The sequence below is a fragment of the Streptomyces corallincola genome, from assembly GCF_019104725.1.
GTDB classification, from domain to species: Bacteria; Actinomycetota; Actinomycetes; order Streptomycetales; family Streptomycetaceae; genus Streptomyces; species Streptomyces corallincola.
This window is the reverse complement of sequence record NZ_JAHRXF010000003.1, coordinates 61,703-79,446: the sequence shown is the minus strand read 5'-3', so window position 1 is coordinate 79,446 and position 17,744 is coordinate 61,703. Positions and strand designations below refer to the sequence as shown.

Below are 17,744 nucleotides of genomic sequence, written 5' to 3'. Positions count from 1 at the left end.
TTTCACGTCCGCCGACGGGCGCCACCCCGGCCCGGTACGCCCAGGCACGGGTACGGCGCGGGCACGGGTACGGCGAAGGCCCCGGCGGTGTACGGGTGTACGGCCGCCGGGGCCTCGGGGTGCTGGTGGTGCCGGGCGGGTCAGCCCTCGGTGACGCCGAGGCGGTCGAGGATCAGCTCCTTGACGCGGGCGGCGTCGGCCTGGCCGCGGGTGGCCTTCATGACCGCGCCGACCAGGGCACCGGCGGCGGCGACCTTGCCGCCGCGGATCTTGTCCGCGACACCGGGGTTGGCGGCGATGGCCTCGTCCACGGCCGTGCCGAGCGCGGAGTCGTCGGAGACGACCTTCAGACCGCGCTTGTCCACGACCTCGTCCGGGGTGCCCTCGCCCGCGAGAACGCCCTCGATGACCTGGCGGGCCAGCTTGTCGTTCAGGTCGCCCTTGGTGACCAGCTCCGTCACCCGCGCCACCTGGGCCGGGGTGATGGCCAGCTCGTCCAGCGACTTCCCGGACTCGTTGGCGCTGCGGGCCAGCTCGCCCATCCACCACTTGCGGGCGGAGGCCGCGTCGGCACCGGCGTCGATGGTGGCGACGATCGGGTCCAGCGCACCGGCGTTCAGGATCGACTGCATGTCGGTGGCCGAGATGCCCCAGTCCGCCAGCAGGCGGGTGCGGCGGGCCAGCGGCATCTCCGGCAGCGCGGCGCGGATCTCCTCGACCCACTCGCGCGACGGCGCCACGGGGACGAGGTCGGGCTCCGGGAAGTACCGGTAGTCCTCGGCCTCCTCCTTCACGCGGCCCGAGGTCGTGGACCCGGTGTCCTCGTGGAAGTGGCGGGTCTCCTGGACGATGGTGCCGCCGGAGGAGAGCACGGCCGCGTGCCGCATGATCTCGAAGCGCGCGGCACGCTCCACCGAGCGCAGCGAGTTGACGTTCTTCGTCTCCGAACGGGTGCCGAACTTCTCGGTGCCGTTCGGGCGCAGCGACAGGTTGACGTCGCAGCGCATCTGGCCCATCTCCATGCGGGCGTCGGAGACACCGAGCGCCCGGATGACCTCGCGCAGCTCGCGGACGTAGGCCCGCGCGACCTCGGGGGCCCGCTCGCCGGCGCCCTCGATGGGCCGGGTGACGATCTCGATCAGCGGGATACCGGCCCGGTTGTAGTCCAGCAGCGAGTGCGAGGCGCCGTGGATACGGCCGGTGGCGCCGCCGACGTGCGTGGACTTGCCGGTGTCCTCCTCCATGTGGGCGCGCTCGATCTGCACCCGGAAGGTCTCCCCGTCCTCCAGCTGCACGTCGAGGTAGCCGTCGAAGGCGATCGGCTCGTCGTACTGGGAGGTCTGGAAGTTCTTCGGCATGTCCGGATAGAAGTAGTTCTTCCGGGCGAAGCGGCACCATTCGGCGATGGAGCAGTTCAGCGCGAGGCCGATGCGGATCGCGGACTCGACGCCGGTCGCGTTGACGACCGGCAGCGCGCCGGGCATGCCGAGGCAGACGGGGCAGGTCTGCGCGTTGGGCTCGGCGCCCAGCTCGGTCGAGCAGCCGCAGAACATCTTCGTCCTGGTGCCGAGTTCGACATGGACCTCAAGGCCCATGACGGGGTCGTACGACGCCAGCGCGTCCTCGTACGACACCAGTTCGGTCGTGGTGGTCACGGTGAAAACTTCCCTCTCAGCCCAGCAGGACGTCGTCGTCGCCCAGCCGCTTCAGCTCGCGGTAGAGGAGGGCGAGGCCGGTGACGATGGCGACGGCGGACACGGTGGCGTCGAGCAGCCGCAGGGTGTCCTGCTCGGCCCGCGCCTTCTTGATCTGCTTGGCCACGCCGAGCGCGCTGAACGCGGTCCCGGCGATGGACAGGTACGTGCCCGACTTCGACTTCTTGAAGCCCTTGGCCTTGTTCAGTGCGCTCACAGCGACGGAGCCTCCTCCAGCAGCGGGTGGCCCCACTTTTCCACGAAGGCGGCCTCGACGGCGGCACCGACCTTGTACAGCCGGTCGTCCCGCAGCGCGGGGGCGATGATCTGCAGCCCGACCGGGAGGTTGTCCTCCGGGGCGAGACCGCAGGGCAGCGACATGGCCGCGTTGCCCGCCAGGTTGGTGGGGATGGTGCACAGGTCGGCCAGGTACATGGCCATCGGGTCGTCGGCGCGCTCGCCGATCGGGAACGCGGTGGTCGGGGTCGTCGGAGAGACGATCACGTCCACCTGCTCGAACGCCTTCTCGAAGTCCCGCGTGATCAGCGTGCGGACCTTCTGCGCCGAGCCGTAGTAGGCGTCGTAGTAGCCGCTGGACAGGGCGTAGGTGCCGAGCATGATGCGGCGCTTGACCTCGTCGCCGAAGCCGGCCTCGCGGGTGAGCGAGGTGACCTCCTCGGCGGAGTGCGTGCCGTCGTCACCGGTACGGCGGCCGTAGCGCAGGCCGTCGAAGCGGGCGAGGTTGGAGGAGCACTCGGAGGGCGCGATCAGGTAGTACGCCGACAGGGCGAGGTCGAAGGACGGGCAGTCCAGCTCGACGATCTCGGCGCCGAGTTCCTTGAGCAGTTCGACGGACTCGTCGAAGCGCTGGACGACACCGGCCTGGTAGCCCTCGCCGCGGAACTGCTTGACCACGCCGACCCGCATCCCGGCGACGCTGCCGTTGCGCGCGGCCTCGACGACCGGCGGGACGGGGGCGTCGATGGAGGTGGAGTCCATCGGGTCGTGCCCGGCGATGACCTCGTGCAGCAGGGCCGCGTCGAGCACCGTGCGGGCGCAGGGGCCGCCCTGGTCCAGGGAGGACGAGAAGGCGACCATGCCGTAGCGCGAGACCGAGCCGTAGGTCGGCTTCACACCGACGGTGCCGGTGACGGCGGCCGGCTGGCGGATGGAGCCGCCGGTGTCGGTGCCGATGGCCAGCGGGGCCTGGTACGAGGCGAGCGCGGCGGAGGAGCCGCCGCCGGAGCCGCCGGGGATGCGGGTGAGGTCCCAGGGGTTGCCGGTGGGGCCGTAGGCGCTGTTCTCGGTGGAGGAGCCCATCGCGAACTCGTCCATGTTGGTCTTGCCGAGGATGACGACGTCGGCGTCCTTGAGGCGCTTGGTGAGCGTCGCGTCGTACGGCGGAATCCAGCCCTCCAGGATCTTGGAGCCGACGGTGGTCGGCACGCCCCGGGTGGTGAAGATGTCCTTCAGGGCGAGCGGGACACCGGCCAGCGGGCCGAGCTTCTCGCCGCGCGCCCGCTTCTCGTCCACGGCGCGGGCCTGGGCGAGAGCGCCCTCGCGGTCCACGTGCAGGAAGGCGTGGACCTTCTCGTCCACGGCCTCGATACGGGCGAGGTGGGCCTCGGTGACCTCGACGGCGGTCAGTTCGCCCGCGGCGATCCTCCCGGCGGTCTCGGCGGCCGTGAGCCTGATGATGGTGCTGTCCGTCATTGCTTTCTACTCCTCACCCAGGATCTGCGGCACCTTGAAACGCTGCTGCTCCTGGGCCGGGGCGCCGGAGAGCGCCTGCTCGGGGGTGAGCGAGGGACGGACCTCGTCCGCGCGCATGACGTTGGTCAGCGGCAGCGGGTGGGAGGTCGGCGGTACGTCTTGGTCGGCGACCTCGCTGACGCGGGCGACCGCGCCGATGATGTCGTCGAGCTGGCCGGCGAAGTGGTCGAGTTCTTCGGGCTTCAGCTCCAGACGCGCCAGCCGGGCGAGGTGGGCGACCTCCTCGCGCGTGATGCCAGGCATGCAGCGATCCTCTGGGGGTGAGTGTGTGTGGTTTGGCCCAATCCTATGGGTCACCGCGGGGTGCCCGCGCAGGGGTTTGCCGGGGGACGGGCGCACGGGCCCGCGGGGGTACGTGCGCCGGGGGTGGCCGGAGGGGCGTACGGGGGTTCGCCACAGGGCGCGGACCGGGGGCCGGGGCGGGGGCGCTACTCCCCCGCCGGGAGGGCCGCGCGGGGGCGCTGCCAGCCCCTGGTGCCCCGGGCGCGGAGCCAGGCGGTGGTCTCCTCGGGGGGCATGGCGGCGGCGACGAGCCAGCCCTGGACGGCGTCGCAGCCGAGGTCCCGCAGGCGCTCCCAGGTCTCGTCGTCCTCGACGCCCTCGGCGACGACGAGGAGGCCGAGGGAGTGGGCGAGGTCGAGGGTGCAGCGGACGATCTCGGCGTCCTGGGCGTCCACGGCGAGCCGGGCCACGAAGGAGCGGTCGATCTTGAGTTCGCTGACCGGTAGCCGCCGCAGGTGGACGAGGGAGGAGTAGCCGGTGCCGAAGTCGTCCAGGGACATCTTCACGCCGTGCCCGGTGAGCGCGGCCAGGGTGTCGGCGGCGCGCTGGGGGTCCTCCAGCAGGACGTGTTCGGTGATCTCCAGCTGGAGCGCGCCCGCCGGGACACCGTGCCGGGCGAGGCGGGCGGCGACGGACCCGGCGAAGCCGGGGGTGTGCACGTCGCGCGGGGAGACGTTGACGGCGACGGGGACGTGCAGGCCCTGCGCGCGCCAGCGGGCGACCTGGCCGAGCGCGGTCTCCAGGACGTACTCGGTGAGGTGCGGCATCAGCCCGGAGGTCTCCGCGATGGCGATGAACTCGTCCGGCGGGACCTTGCCGCGCTCGGGATGCACCCAGCGCACCAGTGCCTCCAGTCCGGCCACCTGACCGTCGAAGCGCACCTTGGGCTGGTAGTGGAGCTGCACTTCGTGGGCGTCCAGGGCGCGCCGCAGGTCGCCCAGCAGGCCGAGCCGGTCGGGGGTGTTGGAGTCCCGCTTGGACTCGTAGACCTCGACGCCGGTGCGGTCGCGCTTGGCCTGGTACATCGCCACGTCGGCGCGGCGGAGCAGCCCTTCGGCGTCCATCGCGTGCTCGGGCGAGACGGCGACCCCGGCGCTGGCCTCCAGGACGAGGGTGAGGCCGTCGAGGTCGAGCGGGGAGCCGAGGGCGGCGACGAGGCCGCGGGCGACGCGGGTGGCGGAGGTGATGGAGTCCGCGACGGGCAGCAGTACGGCGAACTCGTCGCCGCCGAGCCGGGCGGCCTCGGCGCCGCGCGGCAGGGCGAGCCGCAGCCGGTCCGCGATCTGGAGGAGCAGCCGGTCGCCCGCGAGATGGCCGAGGGTGTCGTTGACCGACCGGAACCGGTCGAGGTCGATGAGCATGAGGGCGGAGCGGGCGCCGATGCGTTCGGCGTCGTCGAGGGCGGTCCAGATCCGCTCCAGCAGCCACTGCCGGTTGGGCAGTCCGGTGAGCGGGTCGCGGAGCTGTTCCTCGGCGCGGGCGCGGGCCATCCACAGCGTGGAGTCGAGGGCGATCAGCGGGACGGCGAACAGCGGGAGCAGGACGGGCCTGCCGTCGGCGACGACACACACCAGGGGGGCGATGCCGAGCAGGGCGACGGCGACCAGGCCCTGTCTGAACAGGGCCTGGCGGACGGCGGTGGGCAGTCCGCCGCCGCGCGGAGCGTGCAGGTACCAGAGCAGTCCGCGTCCGGCGGCGAGGTAGGCGGCGGTGACGAGGACGACCTCGGGGACGGTGGCGAGGCTCCAGGCGTCGGGCCGCCAGGGGTGTTCGACGCTGGGTACGCGGCCGAAGGCGGCCAGCACCAGCGCCCCGGCGCCGATGCCGAGGATGTCCACCGCGCCGTGCAGGACGCCCTGCCGCCAGCGCTGCCGCCGGGCGGCGCCGACCAGGACGACGACGGTGAGGCTGACCAGGCCCGCCGGTATCCAGCCGTAGAGGAGGAGGACGGCGAGGGTGAGGGCGGCGCCGGAGCCGGTGCCGCCCCACCAGCGGGCGCGGCCGAGCATCACGAGGTGACCGACGACGATCCCGGCGAGCAGGGCGAGGGACCAGCCGAGGGTGCCGTCCGGGAACAGGGCGTGGTCGTGGGAGCGGGCGGCGTAGAACCCGGCGGCGAGGGCGAGCGCGGCGACGGCGACCACGGCGGAGGGCAGCGGCGGCCAGGGCAGTCGGCGCCGGGGTTCGGGGCCGGGCGGCGCCGGGGCGAGGGCCAGGGGTATCGGGGGGTGCGGGTCGGCGGCCCGGGGGCCGGAGGCGCGGGTGCGGTGGCCGGAGCGGGCGACGGCCCCGGCGGTCCGGCGGGCGGCTCGCCAGGCGCTGGTACGGCGGCGCGGGTGTGCGTCCGGAACGGCGCTCTCGGTCGGTTTCATTCCCGTCCCTCTCACAGCCGGCGGTGCCCACGCCACGCGGCCCGATGCCGGACAACCATCACCGGCCGCGTGTGGCGGCCTCCCCCGTCCCGGCGGACGAGGTCGCGTCGGCCGTGCGGTACACGGCAGGCGCCGGTGCCAACAGTAGGCCGCCGAAGGCTTCCTGGGGCAGCGGTCGTCGATGGTTGCCCGAATACGACCGGGCCACCCGTATGCATCTGGTATGCGCCGAACGGGTCGCCTTCAACCGCTACTCACCGGTCGGAAGCGCGGCCGTCCCCTCTGCCGTACGGGCCGCCGCGCCCCGCCTACTCCTCGACCGGAAGGGCGACTTCCGCCGCGGCCTCGGCGCCCTGCTCCAACAGCACGGAGAAACCGTCCTCGTCGAGCACCGGGACCTTCACCTGCATGGCCTTGTCGTACTTGGAGCCGGGGTTGTCGCCGACGACCACGAAGGACGTCTTCTTGGAGACGGAACCGGTCACCTTGGCGCCCCTGCTCTGGAGGGCGTCCTTGGCGCCGTCGCGGGTGAAGTTCTCCAGGGTGCCGGTGACGACGACGGTCAGGCCCTCCAGCGGGCGCGGGCCCTCGTCCTCGCCGGACGCCTCGTCCTCCAGCGGGACTCCGGCCGCCTTCCACTTGCGGACGATCTCGCGGTGCCAGTCCTCCGCGAACCACTCCTTGAGGGCGGCGGCGATGATCGGGCCGACGCCCTCGGTCGCGGCCAGCTCCTCCTCACCGGCGGCCTCGATGCGGTCCAGGGAGCGGAACTCACGGGCGAGCGCCTGCGCGGCGACCGGTCCGACGTGCCGGATGGAGAGGCCGTTGAGGAACCGGGCGAGCGGGCGCTGCTTGGCGGCCTCGATGAACTCCAGCAGGGCGAGGGTGTTCTTCTTCGGCTCGCCCTTCTGGTTGGCGAAGACGGTGGCGATCTTCTCCTCGCCGGTCTTCGGGTCGCGCTTGGGCAGCCCGCTGTCGGGGTCGAGGACGTACGCCCTGATGGGGAGGAGTTTCTCCACCGTCAGGTCGAACAGGTCGCCCTCGTCCACCAGAGGCGGGTCGGCGGGCTCCAGGGGGCGGGTGAGGGCGGCGGCGGCGACCTGCCCGAAGTGCTCGATGTCCAGCGCCTCGCGGCCCGCGAGGTAGGCGAGGCGTTCGCGCAACTGGGCCGGGCAGGAACGGGCGTTGGGGCAGCGGAGGTCGATGTCGCCCTCCTTCATGGCGCGCAGCGGGGTGCCGCACTCGGGGCACTCGGCGGGCATCACGAACTCCCGCTCGCTGCCGTCCCGCAGGTCGGCGACGGGGCCGAGGATCTCCGGGATGACGTCACCGGCCTTGCGCAGCACCACGGTGTCCCCGATGAGCACGCCCTTGGCCTTGACGACCTCCTGGTTGTGCAGGGTGGCGAACTCGACCTCGCTGCCCGCCACGGTCACCGGTTCGACCTGGGCGTACGGGGTGACGCGGCCGGTGCGGCCGACGCCGACCTTGATGTCGAGGAGCGTGGTGTTGACCTCCTCCGGCGCGTATTTGTACGCGATGGCCCAGCGGGGGGCGCGGGCGGTGGAGCCCAGCCGCCCCTGGAGGCGGAGTTCGTCGAGCTTGACGACGACGCCGTCGATCTCGAACTCCACCGAGTGCCGGTTCTCGCCGTAGTACGCGATGAACTCCCGGATGCCGTCGAGGCTGTTGACCACCTTGTTGTGCCGGGAGGTGGGCAGGCCCCAGCCGTGCAGGAGTTCGTACGCCTGGGAGAGGCGGGTCATGCCCGTGTACCCCTGGAGGGCGCCGATGCCGTGCACCACCATGTGCAGCGGGCGGGAGGCGGTGACGCGCGGGTCCTTCTGGCGCAGTGAACCGGCCGCCGCGTTGCGGGGGTTGGCGAACGGCTTGTCCCCGGCGGCGACCAGGCGTTCGTTCAGTTCGAGGAACTTCTCCATCGGAAAGTAGACCTCGCCGCGGATCTCCACCACGTCGGGGACGGTGTCGCCGTGCAGCCGGTCCGGGATCTCCGCGATGGTGCGGACGTTGGGCGTGATGTCCTCGCCGGTGCGGCCGTCGCCGCGGGTCGCCGCGCGGGTCAGCCTTCCGTGTTCGTACGTCAGGTTGACGGCGAGGCCATCCACCTTCAGCTCGCACAGGAAGTGGTAGGTCTGGTCGCCGAGTTCGCGGGCGATGCGGTCCGTCCAGGCGGCCATCTCCTCGTCGTTGAACGTGTTGTCCAGCGACAGCATCCGCTCGCGGTGCTCGACGGCCGTGAACTCCGTCTCGTACGACCCGGCGACCTTCTGGGTGGGCGAGTCGGGGGTGCGCAGCTCCGGGTACGACCGCTCCAGTGCCTCCAGGTCCTTCAGCAGCCGGTCGAACTCGGCGTCGCTGACGACCGGGGCGTCCTTCACGTAGTAGCGGAAGCGGTGTTCCTCGATCTGCTCCGCGAGCTGGGCGTGCTGGTCGCGTGCTTCGGCGGGCACCGCCGTCGTCTCCGCCTGCTTGTCGCCGGCCACCGTCTGGTCCTCCCGTTACTCAGGGTTGTCCGCGAGGGATCTCGCCGCCCGGACGCAGTGGGTGAGCGCCCGGCGGGCGTACTCCGGGGAGGCACCCGCGAGACCGCACGCCGGGGCGACCGTGACCGCTTCCGCGAGCAGCCCAGGTCGCAGCCCCAGCCTGCGCCACAGCGTCCTGACACCCATGACGCTACCGGCAGGGTCCGACAACGGGCCGTCCGTGCCCGGTACGACACCGGCGATCAGCCCGGTGCCCGCCTCCACGGCCTCCCCGATCACATCGTCGTCACGTTCGGTGAGCAGCGAGGCGTCGAAGGAGACGGCTGCCGCACCGGCCCGCCGCAGCAGCGCGAACGGCACGTCGGGCGCGCAGGAGTGCACGACGGCGGGTCCGCCGTCGGTGACCGCGATCAGGTCGCGCAGCGCGGACTCCACGACCTGGCGGTCCGGCGCGCGGTGCGTGCGGTAGCCGCTGGCGGTGCGAATGCGCCCGCGCAGCACGGAGGTCAGCGAGGGTTCGTCGAGCTGGAGGACGACGCGGGCGCCGGGCACCCGTCGCCGCACCTCGGCCAGATGCAGCCGCAGCCCTTCCGCGAGCGAGGCGGCGAGGTCCCGGCAGGCGCCCGGATCGGACAGCACGGCCTCCCCGTTGCGCAGCTCCAGCGCGGCGGCCAGCGTCCACACCCCGACCGCCTGGACCTTCAGGTCCCCGGTGTACCCCTGCGTGTACTCCTCCAGCGCGTCCAGGTCCTCCCCCAGCCACGCGTGGGCCCGCCTGGTGTCCCGCCCCGGCCGGTCCCCCAGCCGCCATCCGCTGGGCTCCACCCGCGCGTACATCTCCACCAGCATCCCGGCGGTACGCCCGACCATGTCCGCGCCGGGGCCCCTGGCGGGCAGCTCCGGCACATGCACGAAGTCCTCGAAAACCCCGGTGACGGTCCTGACGGCCTCCCGGACGTCCACCCCGGGCATCGACCCGACCCCGGTGGCCCCACCCAACTGCTGCTCGCTGCGCTGACTCACCCGGAAAGTATGCGCTCCGCACAGCCCCCGGCACCCCAGGGGCTCCGGCCCAGGCCGGGGTGCGGGGGCGGGGCCCATGCCAGGGGCGGTGGGGTGGGTTACTTGCCGGGGCGGACGGAGAGGTCGTGGATCTCGGCGTCGCGGGGGAGGTCCAGGGACGTCAGGATCGTCGTGGCCACGGACTCCGCGGACATCCACGCGGCGGGGTCGTACTCACGTCCCTCCTGCTGGTGGATCTGGGCCTGCATGCGGCTGGCGGTGCGGCCGGGGTAGACGCTGGTGACCCGTACCCCGTTCCCGTGCTCCTCCAGCCGCAGCGAGTCCGCGAGGGCCTTGAGGCCGTGCTTGGAGGCGCTGTACGCCGACCAGTTGGCGTGGGCGGTGAGCCCGGCGCCGGAGTTGGCGAAGAGGACGTGCCCGCGGGCGGCCCGCAGGGACGGCAGGAGCAGCCGGGTCAGCTCGGCGGGGGCGAGGAGGTTGACGGCGATCTGGTGGCGCCAGGACTTGGCGCTCAGCTCCCCCACCTCCCCGAGGTCCACGACGCCCGCGATGTGCAGCAGGCTGTCGATACGGTCCGGCACGGTCTGGTGGGACAGCGCCCAGGAGAGCCGCTCGGGGTCGGCCAGGTCGCCGACGAGCGTGCGCGCACCGGGGAACTCGGCGGCGAGTTCCTTCGCCCGCCCCGCGTCCCGCGCGTGCAGCACGAGGTCGTCCCCGCGCGCGTGCAGCCGCCGGGCGACGGCCGCGCCGATGCCGGAACCGGCCCCGGTGATCACATGAGTAGTCATGACGGCCATGCTCGCATCACCGGCTGTGGCGGGACTCCTCCAGGTAGGACAGCGCGTCCTCCGGCTCGGCGGCGAAGAACACCAGCTCGGACAGGGGACGGGGCAGGAAGCCCTCGGCGTCCATGCGGCGGAACTGGGTCTCCAGACCGTCGTAGAACCCGGCGGAGTTGAGCAGCACCACGGGCATCTCGGTCCGCCCGTGCTTCTTCAGCTCCAGGATCTCGGTGGCCTCGTCCAGCGTGCCCGTACCGCCGACCAGGACGACGACGGCGTCGGCCTTCTCCAGCAGCAGCCGCTTGCGTTCGGCCAGGTCGGCGGCGATCACCATGTCGTCCACGCCGGGCCGCGTCTTGTGGGCGAGGAACTCGACGGAGACACCGACCAGCCGTCCGCCCTTCTCGTGCACCCCGTCGGCCACGACCTTCATCAGCCCGGTGTCCGAGCCGCCCCAGACCAGGGTGTGGCCGCGCTCTCCGAGCAGTTCCGCGAACACCCGCGCGGGGCGCGTGTACCGCTCGTCGAGGTCGGCGGAGGAGAGGAAGACGCAGATGTTCATGCCGACCACCGTACGCGGGGCGCGAAGACCGCCGTACGCGGGCGAAGACCGTCGTACGCGGGAAGACGCGCGGCCCCGCGAGCGCTGTCACCGGTATGACACGAGGACACACGATCACGGTGGAGGCCGCCGACCGCCCGGTGCGCGTCGTACGCGACGGGCAGGAGCTGGCGCGCTCGGACCGCCCCCTCGTCCTGCGCGAGACGGGCTGCCAGGACCGTTACTACCTGCCGCCCGAGGACGTACGGTTCGACCTGCTGACCCCCTCCGACACGCACACCGTCTGCCCGTTCAAGGGCACCGCGTCCTACTGGTCCCGCCCCGGCGCCCCGGACCTGGCTTGGGCCTACCCGGACCCGATACCGGACGTGGCCGCCATCCGGGACCACGTCTGCTTCTACGACACCGAGGTGCTCTGACCGCGCCGTGTCGCGCCGATGAGTCCCGCCCCCTGCGGCAGTCTGCCCCGTATGGACAGCACGACGACTTCCCCCGACGGCACCCCGCTCGCCTACGACGTGACCGGCCGGGGTCCGACCGTGATCCTGGTGAGCGGCGCCATGTCCACCGGTGGTACGACGGCGCCGCTGGCCGCGCGGCTCGCGGACCGCTGTACGGCCGTGGTGTACGACCGCCGGGGCCGGGGCGCCAGCGGTGACACCGCGCCGTACGCCGTGGAGCGCGAGATCGAGGACCTGGCCGCGCTGGTCGCGGCGGTGGGCGGCGACGCGGCGCTGTTCGGGGTGTCCTCGGGCGGCGCGCTGGCACTGCGCGCGGCGGCGGCCGGAGTTCCGGTGCGCTCGGTCGCGGTGTACGAGCCGCCGTACGCGGACTTCCTGGACGGCGGCGCCGAACGGATGGCGCGGTACGGCACGGAGCTGTCAGCGGCGCTCGGCGCGGGCCGCGGCGGGGACGCGGTGGCCCTGTTCCTGCGGCTGACCGGGCTCGCGGAGGAGATGATCGACCGCGCCCGGCAGTCCCCGATGTGGGCCGGGATGGAGGCGGTCGCGCCGAGCCTGGCCTACGACGACGCGGTGCTGGCGGGGGGCCTGCTGCCGCGCGAGGTGCTGGCCGCCGTCCCGGTACCGGTGCTGGCGCTGACGGGCGGGGCCAGCCCCGACTGGCTGCGCGCGGCGGGCCGGGCGGTCGCGGAGGCGGTGCCGGACGGGACGTACCGCGAACTGCCCGACCAGACGCACATGGTGGAGCCGGACGTGGTGGCCCCGGTGCTGGCGGACTTCACCGGCGGCGCCTGAGCCCGAGGAGCCCTGTAACCCACGGAAACGTGAACCGCGAAGTCCCGGACCCCCGGAGTCCTGAACCCCCGGAGTCCTGAACCCCCGGAGTCCCGGACCCCCGGAGTCCCGAACCCGCGGAGTCACACCGCCGCCGACTCCGCCCGCACCGTGGACGCGATGGTGGCCGAGCCGACGACGCGGGTGCCGTCGTAGAGGACGACCGCCTGGCCGGGGGCGACGCCGCGTACCGGCTCGGTGAAGGTGACGCGGAGTTCGCCCTCCACCAGCTCGGCGCGTACCGGGGTCTCGTCGCCGTGGGCGCGGAGCTGGGCGGTGTAGGTGCCGGGGTCCTCGGGGGCGGTGCCGCACCAGCGGGGCCTGATCGCGGTGAGCGCGGTGACGTCGAGGGCGGCGGCGGGGCCGACGGTGACGGTGTTGGTGACCGGGGAGATGTCCAGGACATAGCGCGGCTTGCCGTCGGCGGCGGGCGTGCCGATGCGCAGCCCCTTGCGCTGGCCGATGGTGAAGCCGTACGCGCCCTCGTGGCTGCCGACCTTGGCGCCGGACTCGTCCACGATGTCGCCCTCGGCCCTGCCGAGCCGACGGGCGAGGAAGCCCTGGGTGTCGCCGTCGGCGATGAAGCAGATGTCGTGCGAGTCGGGCTTCTTGGCGACCGCGAGGCCCCGGCGCTCGGCCTCGGCGCGGATCTCGTCCTTGGTGGTGACGGTGTCCCCGAGCGGGAACAGGGCGTGCGCGAGCTGCCGGTCGTCCAGCACACCGAGGACGTACGACTGGTCCTTGGCCATGTCGGAGGCGCGGTGCAGTTCGCGGTCGCCGTCGGCGCCGGTGACGACCCGGGCGTAGTGGCCGGTGCAGACGGCGTCGAAGCCGAGGGCGAGGGCCTTGTCGAGCAGCGCGGCGAACTTGATCTTCTCGTTGCAGCGCAGGCACGGGTTGGGGGTGCGCCCGGCCTCGTACTCGGCGACGAAGTCCTCGACCACGTCCTCGCGGAAGCGGTCGGCGAGATCCCAGACGTAGAAGGGGATGCCGATGACGTCGGCGGCGCGGCGGGCGTCGCGGGAGTCCTCGATGGTGCAGCAGCCGCGCGCGCCGGTCCGGAAGGACTGGGGGTTGGCGGAGAGCGCGAGGTGCACCCCGGTGACGTCGTGGCCCGCTTCGGCCGCGCGGGCGGCGGCGACGGCGGAGTCCACGCCGCCGGACATGGCGGCGAGGACGCGGAGGGGGCGGGTGCGCGGCGGGGTCTCAGTCATAGCCCCTCCAGGGTACGGGCCGCGGGAACCGGGGTGGACTGCCGTGCGTTGACGATCACATGGGGGACGTGCGGGGTGGTGCCGGGAGCGACCGGGACCGGCGGATCGGGCGGCGGGCGCTGCTGGTCGGCGGGCTGGCCACGGCCGCCGGTTCGGCGGTGCTGGCGCGCGGGGAGCTGGCGCGGCTGTGGTGGCGGCTGCCCGGTGTGGAGCGGCCCCGGGTGGCGGGCGCGGTGGACTTCCGGGGCGCGCGCTGGGTGGCCGCGTCCCCGGCCAACTACCGCCGCGCGGACCGCCCGGACGACTACCGGGTGGACCGGGTGGTCGTCCATGTCACGCAGGGCGGGTACGCGTCGGCGGTGAAGGTGTTCCAGGACCCGGCGCACGGCGCCGCCGCGCACTACGTGGTGGACGCCGGGGGCGCGGTCACGCAGCTGGTCCGCGAGCTGGACGTGGCGTTCCACGCGGGCAACCGTTCCTTCAACGAACGCAGCGTGGGCATCGAGCACGTGGGCTTCGTGGAGCGGGCGTCCTCGTTCACGCCCGCGATGTACGCCTCCTCGGCCCGTCTGACGGCCACCGTCTGCGCCCGGTACGGCATCCCGGTGGACCGGGAGCACATCATCGGGCACGTCGAGGTGCCCGGCACCGACCACACCGACCCCGGCCCGCACTGGGACTGGGACCGCTATCTGGAGCTGGTCCGGCGGGCCGCCCGCGCGTGAGCGGCGCCGTGCCGTGTCAGACCAGCCCGGCCGCGCGGGCCCGCTCGACCGCCGGGCCGATCGCCTTGGCGACCGCTTCCACGTCGGAGCGGGTGGAGGTGTGGCCGAGGGAGAAGCGGAGGGTGCCGCGGGCGAGGTCGGGGTCGGTGCCGGTGGCGAGGAGGACGTGGCTGGGCTGGGCGACCCCGGCGGTGCAGGCGGAGCCGGTGGAGCACTCGATGCCCTGGGCGTCCAGCAGGAGCAGCAGGGAGTCGCCCTCGCAGCCGGGGAAGGTGAAGTGGGCGTTGGCGGGCAGGCGTCCGCCGGGTGCGGGGTCGCCGCCGAGGATCGCGTCCGGCACCGCTTCCCGTACGGCGTCCACGAGTTCGTCGCGCAGGGCGCCGATCTCCTCCGCGAACCAGGCGCGCCGTTCGGCGGCGATGCGCCCGGCCACGGCGAACGAGGCGATGGCGGGCACGTCCAGCGTGCCGGAGCGCACATGGCGTTCCTGGCCGCCGCCGTGCAGGACGGGTACGGGGGTGTGCTCGCGGCCCAGCAGCAGCGCGCCGATGCCGTACGGGCCGCCGACCTTGTGCCCGGAGACGGTCATCGCGGCGAGCCCTGAGGCGGCGAAATCGACCGGCACCTGACCGAGCGCCTGCACCGCGTCGGCGTGCAGCGGGATGCCGAACTCGGCGGCCACGTCGGCGAGTTCACGCACCGGCATCAGCGTGCCGATCTCGTTGTTGCCCCACATCACGGTGGCCAGCGCGACATCCTCGGGCGCGCGGGCGATCGCCTCGCGCAGCGCTTCGGGGTGGACGCGGCCGTGGGCGTCCACGGGGAGGTATTCGACGGTGGCGCCCTCGTGCTCACCGAGCCAGTGCACGGCGTCGAGGACGGCGTGGTGCTCGACGGGGCTGGCCAGCACCCGGACGCGGGCGGGGTCGGCGGCGCGGCGGGACCAGTACAGCCCCTTGACCGCGAGGTTGTCCGCCTCGGTGCCGCCGGAGGTGAACACGACCTCGCTGGGGCGGGCGCCGAGCGCTTCGGCGAAGCTCTCGCGGGACTCCTCGACCGTGCGGCGGGCCCGGCGGCCGGAGGCGTGCAGGGAGGACGCGTTGCCGGTGACGCCCAGTCGGGCGGTCAGCGCCTCCGCCGCCTCGGGCAGCATCGGCGTCGTGGCGGCGTGGTCGAGGTAAGCCATGATTCCCCGATTCTACGGCGCGTCCGGTGGCCGCTTCGCTGCCGCCTCGTCCGGCGCGGACCCCGGCGCCGGGATCTCGGGGAGGGTGCTCACAGGCTCCAGGACACCGTGTGCGCCATCTGCATGGTGACCGCGAGGACGGCCAGGTCGGCGGCGCCGAGGACCAGGCCGAGGAAGGCGCGGCCCCGGCGGGTGGTGCCCCGCCAGAGGGCGACGGCGGCGAGCACGAGGGCGATCGGGCCGAGGACGACGTTGAGGACCAGCAGACCGAGGAGGCCCAGGATGAAGGAGGCCACGGCCATGCCGTCGGCGTCACTCTGCCGGGGGCGCCCGGCGGACCGGACGTCGGCGCCGGACGCGGACGTGGGTGCGGGTGCGGTGAGACGCATGCTGCTCAGCTCCGGGGTATGGGGTGTCGGCGGGCGCGGACCAGGGGTGTCCGCGGGTCCGGTCGGGGGGTCAGCGGGCCTGGGAGCGGCGGCGGTGGCGCTCGCGGACGGCGAAGACGGCGAGCCAGAGCGCGACGACGGCGGCTCCGGCGGCGGTGACGGTCAGCGGCGCGTGGGCGACGGTGCCCAGGACGACGCCGAGCAGCATCAGTGCGGCGACCAGGATCAGCATGGCGTTGAGCCCCCTCCGGGACGGCTGGTGTTGCGTCCCCGTGACGTCTGGGTGAACAGTTGTAGTAACAGTTGTTCACTGATTTCCGAGTCTAGCGCGCCGCCCGGCTTTCCAATTACGGAGAACAGTTGTTAACTGGATGACATGAGTCACACCCTCGGCGTCCGGCAGGCCCAGAAGCGGAAGACCCGGCAGGCGTTCCTGGACGCCGCCCTCTCCCTGCTGGAGGAACAGAGCCTGAGCAGCCTCGGACTGCGCGAGGTGACCCGCGCGGTGGGCGTCGCCCCGACCGCGTTCTACCGGCACTTCCCGTCCGTCGCGGACCTCGGGGTGGCCCTGGTCGAGGAGGCGCTCGGCAGCCTGCACCCGATGGTGAGCACGACGGTGTCCACCGCCGGTGACACCTCCGAACGCATCGCCCGCGCCGTGGAGTTGATCGCCGGGCACGTGGCCGCGTTCCCGGCGCACGTCCGCTTCGTCGCCCGCGAGCGGCACGGCGGTGTGCAGCCGGTACGGGAGGCCATCCAGGCCCAACTGGCCCGGTTCGCCGAGGAGGTGCGCGCCGAGCTCGCCGCCGACCCGCAGGCGGCGGGGTGGAGCGACGACGACCTGCTGATGCTGGCCCACCTCTATGTGGACCAGATGCTGATCACCGCGTCCCTGTTCCTGGAGACGCTGGACGCCCCCGAGGAGGAGCGGCGCCGGGCTGCCCGTCTGGCCACCCGGCAACTGCTGCTGATCAGCGCGGGGCGCAGGCACTGGCTGGACCGGGACTGACCCCGCCCCGCGCCCGCCGGGCCGACTCCCGCCCCCGCGGCCCCGCGTGTCAGCCCAGCCGCACCCGGGCCAACTGCCGTGACTGCGCCACCAGTCGGTCCGCGCTGTCCCAGACCTCGGCGTCCTCCTCCAGGAAGCCGCCCGCCAGGTTCCGGGTGGTGATCGAGACCCGGAGCGGGCCGGGGGCCGGGCGGCAGCGGACGTGCACGGTGAGTTCGACGGTGGGCACCCAGCCCATGATGCCGATCTCGAAGGCGGTCGGCGGCAGGGCGTCCACCGCGAGCAGCAGCGAGAGCGGGTCGGCGTCGCGGCCGTCCGCGAGCCCGAACCAGGCCCGCATCTCGCCGTTCCCGGAGGGCTTGCCGAGGGCCCAGCCGAGGGTCGCCGGGTCCAGCCTGAGATCGAGCCGCTCGGTGATGGCCGAACTGCCGGGCACCGGACTGGGGGTGGCCGGATCGCCGGTGCCGACGCAGCTCTCCGGCGGGGGCATCAGCGGCGGCTTCGCGGTCGTCCGCACGTCGTCGGGGAGGGCGTCGAGGTCGCCGTAGGAGGCGAGGACACGGATGCGCTCGACCTCGGTGCCGTCGTCGTCGTACTGGAACAGCGACGCCTGGCCGGTGGAGAGGGTGCGGCCGGTGCGGACCGTCCCGGTGCGCACCACGGCCGGGCCGGGGCGGGAGGCGGTGAGGTAGTGCGCGGAGACGGTGAACGGGTCCGGGTGGGGCAGCGCGTCCGCGAGCGCCCGGCCGAGCACGGCCAGCAGATAGCCGCCGTTGACGGCGCTGATAATGGTCCAGCCCGCGGAGAGGTCGATGTCGTAGACCCCGTCGGCACGCCGGGTGACCGCCGTGTCGCGGTCGAACTCGCTGGCACCGATCGTGCCCCGGGCACCGGGGGCGGAAGCTGCGTCTGGCATGACAGCACGATACCCCGG

At 73.3% G+C, this 17,744-nt stretch carries 18 protein-coding genes; 4 read left to right on the top strand and 14 right to left on the bottom strand.

All coding sequences use genetic code 11. The features are described 5' to 3' along the window. Positions 1 to 140: 140 nt before the first annotated feature. The 9 genes from gatB to KUM39_RS03320 all read right to left on the bottom strand — a co-directional run bounded on the left by gatB (position 141) and on the right by KUM39_RS03320 (position 10,992). Positions 141 to 1,655 (bottom strand): Asp-tRNA(Asn)/Glu-tRNA(Gln) amidotransferase subunit GatB, encoded by a 1,515-nt coding sequence (gatB, locus tag KUM39_RS03360; RefSeq protein ID WP_217783836.1) that lies wholly within the window; start codon positions 1,653 to 1,655, stop codon positions 141 to 143. Between the two features lie 16 nt (positions 1,656 to 1,671). Next, positions 1,672 to 1,911, bottom strand: coding sequence for a hypothetical protein (locus tag KUM39_RS03355; RefSeq protein ID WP_217783835.1), 240 nt, complete (start codon positions 1,909 to 1,911; stop codon positions 1,672 to 1,674). Continuing rightward, positions 1,908 to 3,407 (bottom strand): Asp-tRNA(Asn)/Glu-tRNA(Gln) amidotransferase subunit GatA, encoded by a 1,500-nt coding sequence (gatA, locus tag KUM39_RS03350; RefSeq protein ID WP_217783834.1) that lies wholly within the window; start codon positions 3,405 to 3,407, stop codon positions 1,908 to 1,910. The genes KUM39_RS03355 and gatA overlap by 4 nt, the downstream gene beginning before the upstream one ends. A gap of 6 nt (positions 3,408 to 3,413) precedes the next feature. Next, the gene (gene gatC / locus KUM39_RS03345; RefSeq protein ID WP_006130840.1) at positions 3,414 to 3,710 is read right to left on the bottom strand and encodes an Asp-tRNA(Asn)/Glu-tRNA(Gln) amidotransferase subunit GatC; all 297 of its coding nucleotides are present in this window, start codon (positions 3,708 to 3,710) and stop codon (positions 3,414 to 3,416) included. Positions 3,711 to 3,895: 185 nt separating this feature from the next. Beyond that, complete coding sequence (locus KUM39_RS03340) at positions 3,896 to 6,121, bottom strand: putative bifunctional diguanylate cyclase/phosphodiesterase (protein WP_217783833.1); 2,226 nt, start codon at positions 6,119 to 6,121, stop codon at positions 3,896 to 3,898. Positions 6,122 to 6,429: 308 nt separating this feature from the next. After that, positions 6,430 to 8,625, bottom strand: coding sequence for an NAD-dependent DNA ligase LigA (gene ligA / locus KUM39_RS03335; RefSeq protein ID WP_217783832.1), 2,196 nt, complete (start codon positions 8,623 to 8,625; stop codon positions 6,430 to 6,432). 15 nt (positions 8,626 to 8,640) lie between these two features. After that, positions 8,641 to 9,597 carry a methionine synthase gene (locus KUM39_RS03330; protein WP_246619531.1) on the bottom strand — a complete coding sequence of 319 codons (957 nt, stop codon included), beginning with the start codon at positions 9,595 to 9,597 and terminating at the stop codon, positions 8,641 to 8,643. Positions 9,598 to 9,746: 149 nt separating this feature from the next. After that, positions 9,747 to 10,424, bottom strand: a complete 678-nt coding sequence (locus KUM39_RS03325) for an SDR family oxidoreductase (RefSeq protein WP_217784008.1) — start codon at positions 10,422 to 10,424, stop codon at positions 9,747 to 9,749. 28 nt (positions 10,425 to 10,452) lie between these two features. Beyond that, positions 10,453 to 10,992: an LOG family protein gene (locus KUM39_RS03320; protein ID WP_217783830.1), complete on the bottom strand. Its 540-nt coding sequence runs from the start codon at positions 10,990 to 10,992 to the stop codon at positions 10,453 to 10,455. A gap of 95 nt (positions 10,993 to 11,087) precedes the next feature. Between KUM39_RS03320 and KUM39_RS03315 the strand changes: the two genes are divergently transcribed. Both KUM39_RS03315 and KUM39_RS03310 read left to right on the top strand, forming a co-directional pair. Further along, positions 11,088 to 11,411 carry a DUF427 domain-containing protein gene (locus KUM39_RS03315; RefSeq protein ID WP_217783829.1) on the top strand — a complete coding sequence of 108 codons (324 nt, stop codon included), beginning with the start codon at positions 11,088 to 11,090 and terminating at the stop codon, positions 11,409 to 11,411. Positions 11,412 to 11,462: 51 nt separating this feature from the next. After that, on the top strand, positions 11,463 to 12,248 hold the full coding sequence (locus KUM39_RS03310) for an alpha/beta fold hydrolase (protein ID WP_217783828.1): 786 nt from the start codon (positions 11,463 to 11,465) through the stop codon (positions 12,246 to 12,248). Between the two features lie 122 nt (positions 12,249 to 12,370). Here the strand turns inward: KUM39_RS03310 and mnmA are convergent, their stop codons facing one another. Continuing rightward, positions 12,371 to 13,501 (bottom strand): tRNA 2-thiouridine(34) synthase MnmA, encoded by a 1,131-nt coding sequence (gene mnmA / locus KUM39_RS03305; protein ID WP_217783827.1) that lies wholly within the window; start codon positions 13,499 to 13,501, stop codon positions 12,371 to 12,373. Between the two features lie 59 nt (positions 13,502 to 13,560). Here mnmA and KUM39_RS03300 point away from each other — a divergent pair, with 59 nt between their 5' ends. Continuing rightward, positions 13,561 to 14,226 (top strand): N-acetylmuramoyl-L-alanine amidase, encoded by a 666-nt coding sequence (locus KUM39_RS03300; protein WP_217783826.1) that lies wholly within the window; start codon positions 13,561 to 13,563, stop codon positions 14,224 to 14,226. A 16-nt stretch (positions 14,227 to 14,242) separates the two neighbouring features. On the opposite strand, the gene KUM39_RS03295 is transcribed toward KUM39_RS03300, so the two are convergent. The 3 genes from KUM39_RS03295 to KUM39_RS03285 all read right to left on the bottom strand — a co-directional run bounded on the left by KUM39_RS03295 (position 14,243) and on the right by KUM39_RS03285 (position 16,033). Further along, the gene (locus KUM39_RS03295; RefSeq protein WP_217783825.1) at positions 14,243 to 15,412 is read right to left on the bottom strand and encodes a cysteine desulfurase family protein; all 1,170 of its coding nucleotides are present in this window, start codon (positions 15,410 to 15,412) and stop codon (positions 14,243 to 14,245) included. Between the two features lie 89 nt (positions 15,413 to 15,501). Next, complete coding sequence (locus tag KUM39_RS03290; protein ID WP_217783824.1) at positions 15,502 to 15,801, bottom strand: DUF4190 domain-containing protein; 300 nt, start codon at positions 15,799 to 15,801, stop codon at positions 15,502 to 15,504. A 70-nt stretch (positions 15,802 to 15,871) separates the two neighbouring features. Then, positions 15,872 to 16,033: a hypothetical protein gene (locus KUM39_RS03285; RefSeq protein ID WP_217783823.1), complete on the bottom strand. Its 162-nt coding sequence runs from the start codon at positions 16,031 to 16,033 to the stop codon at positions 15,872 to 15,874. 144 nt (positions 16,034 to 16,177) lie between these two features. On the opposite strand from KUM39_RS03285, the gene KUM39_RS03280 reads away from it, so the two are divergent. Then, positions 16,178 to 16,810: a TetR family transcriptional regulator gene (locus KUM39_RS03280; RefSeq protein ID WP_217783822.1), complete on the top strand. Its 633-nt coding sequence runs from the start codon at positions 16,178 to 16,180 to the stop codon at positions 16,808 to 16,810. 49 nt (positions 16,811 to 16,859) lie between these two features. On the opposite strand, the gene KUM39_RS03275 is transcribed toward KUM39_RS03280, so the two are convergent. Then, on the bottom strand, positions 16,860 to 17,726 hold the full coding sequence (locus KUM39_RS03275; RefSeq protein ID WP_217783821.1) for a thioesterase family protein: 867 nt from the start codon (positions 17,724 to 17,726) through the stop codon (positions 16,860 to 16,862). Positions 17,727 to 17,744 lie beyond the last annotated feature (18 nt).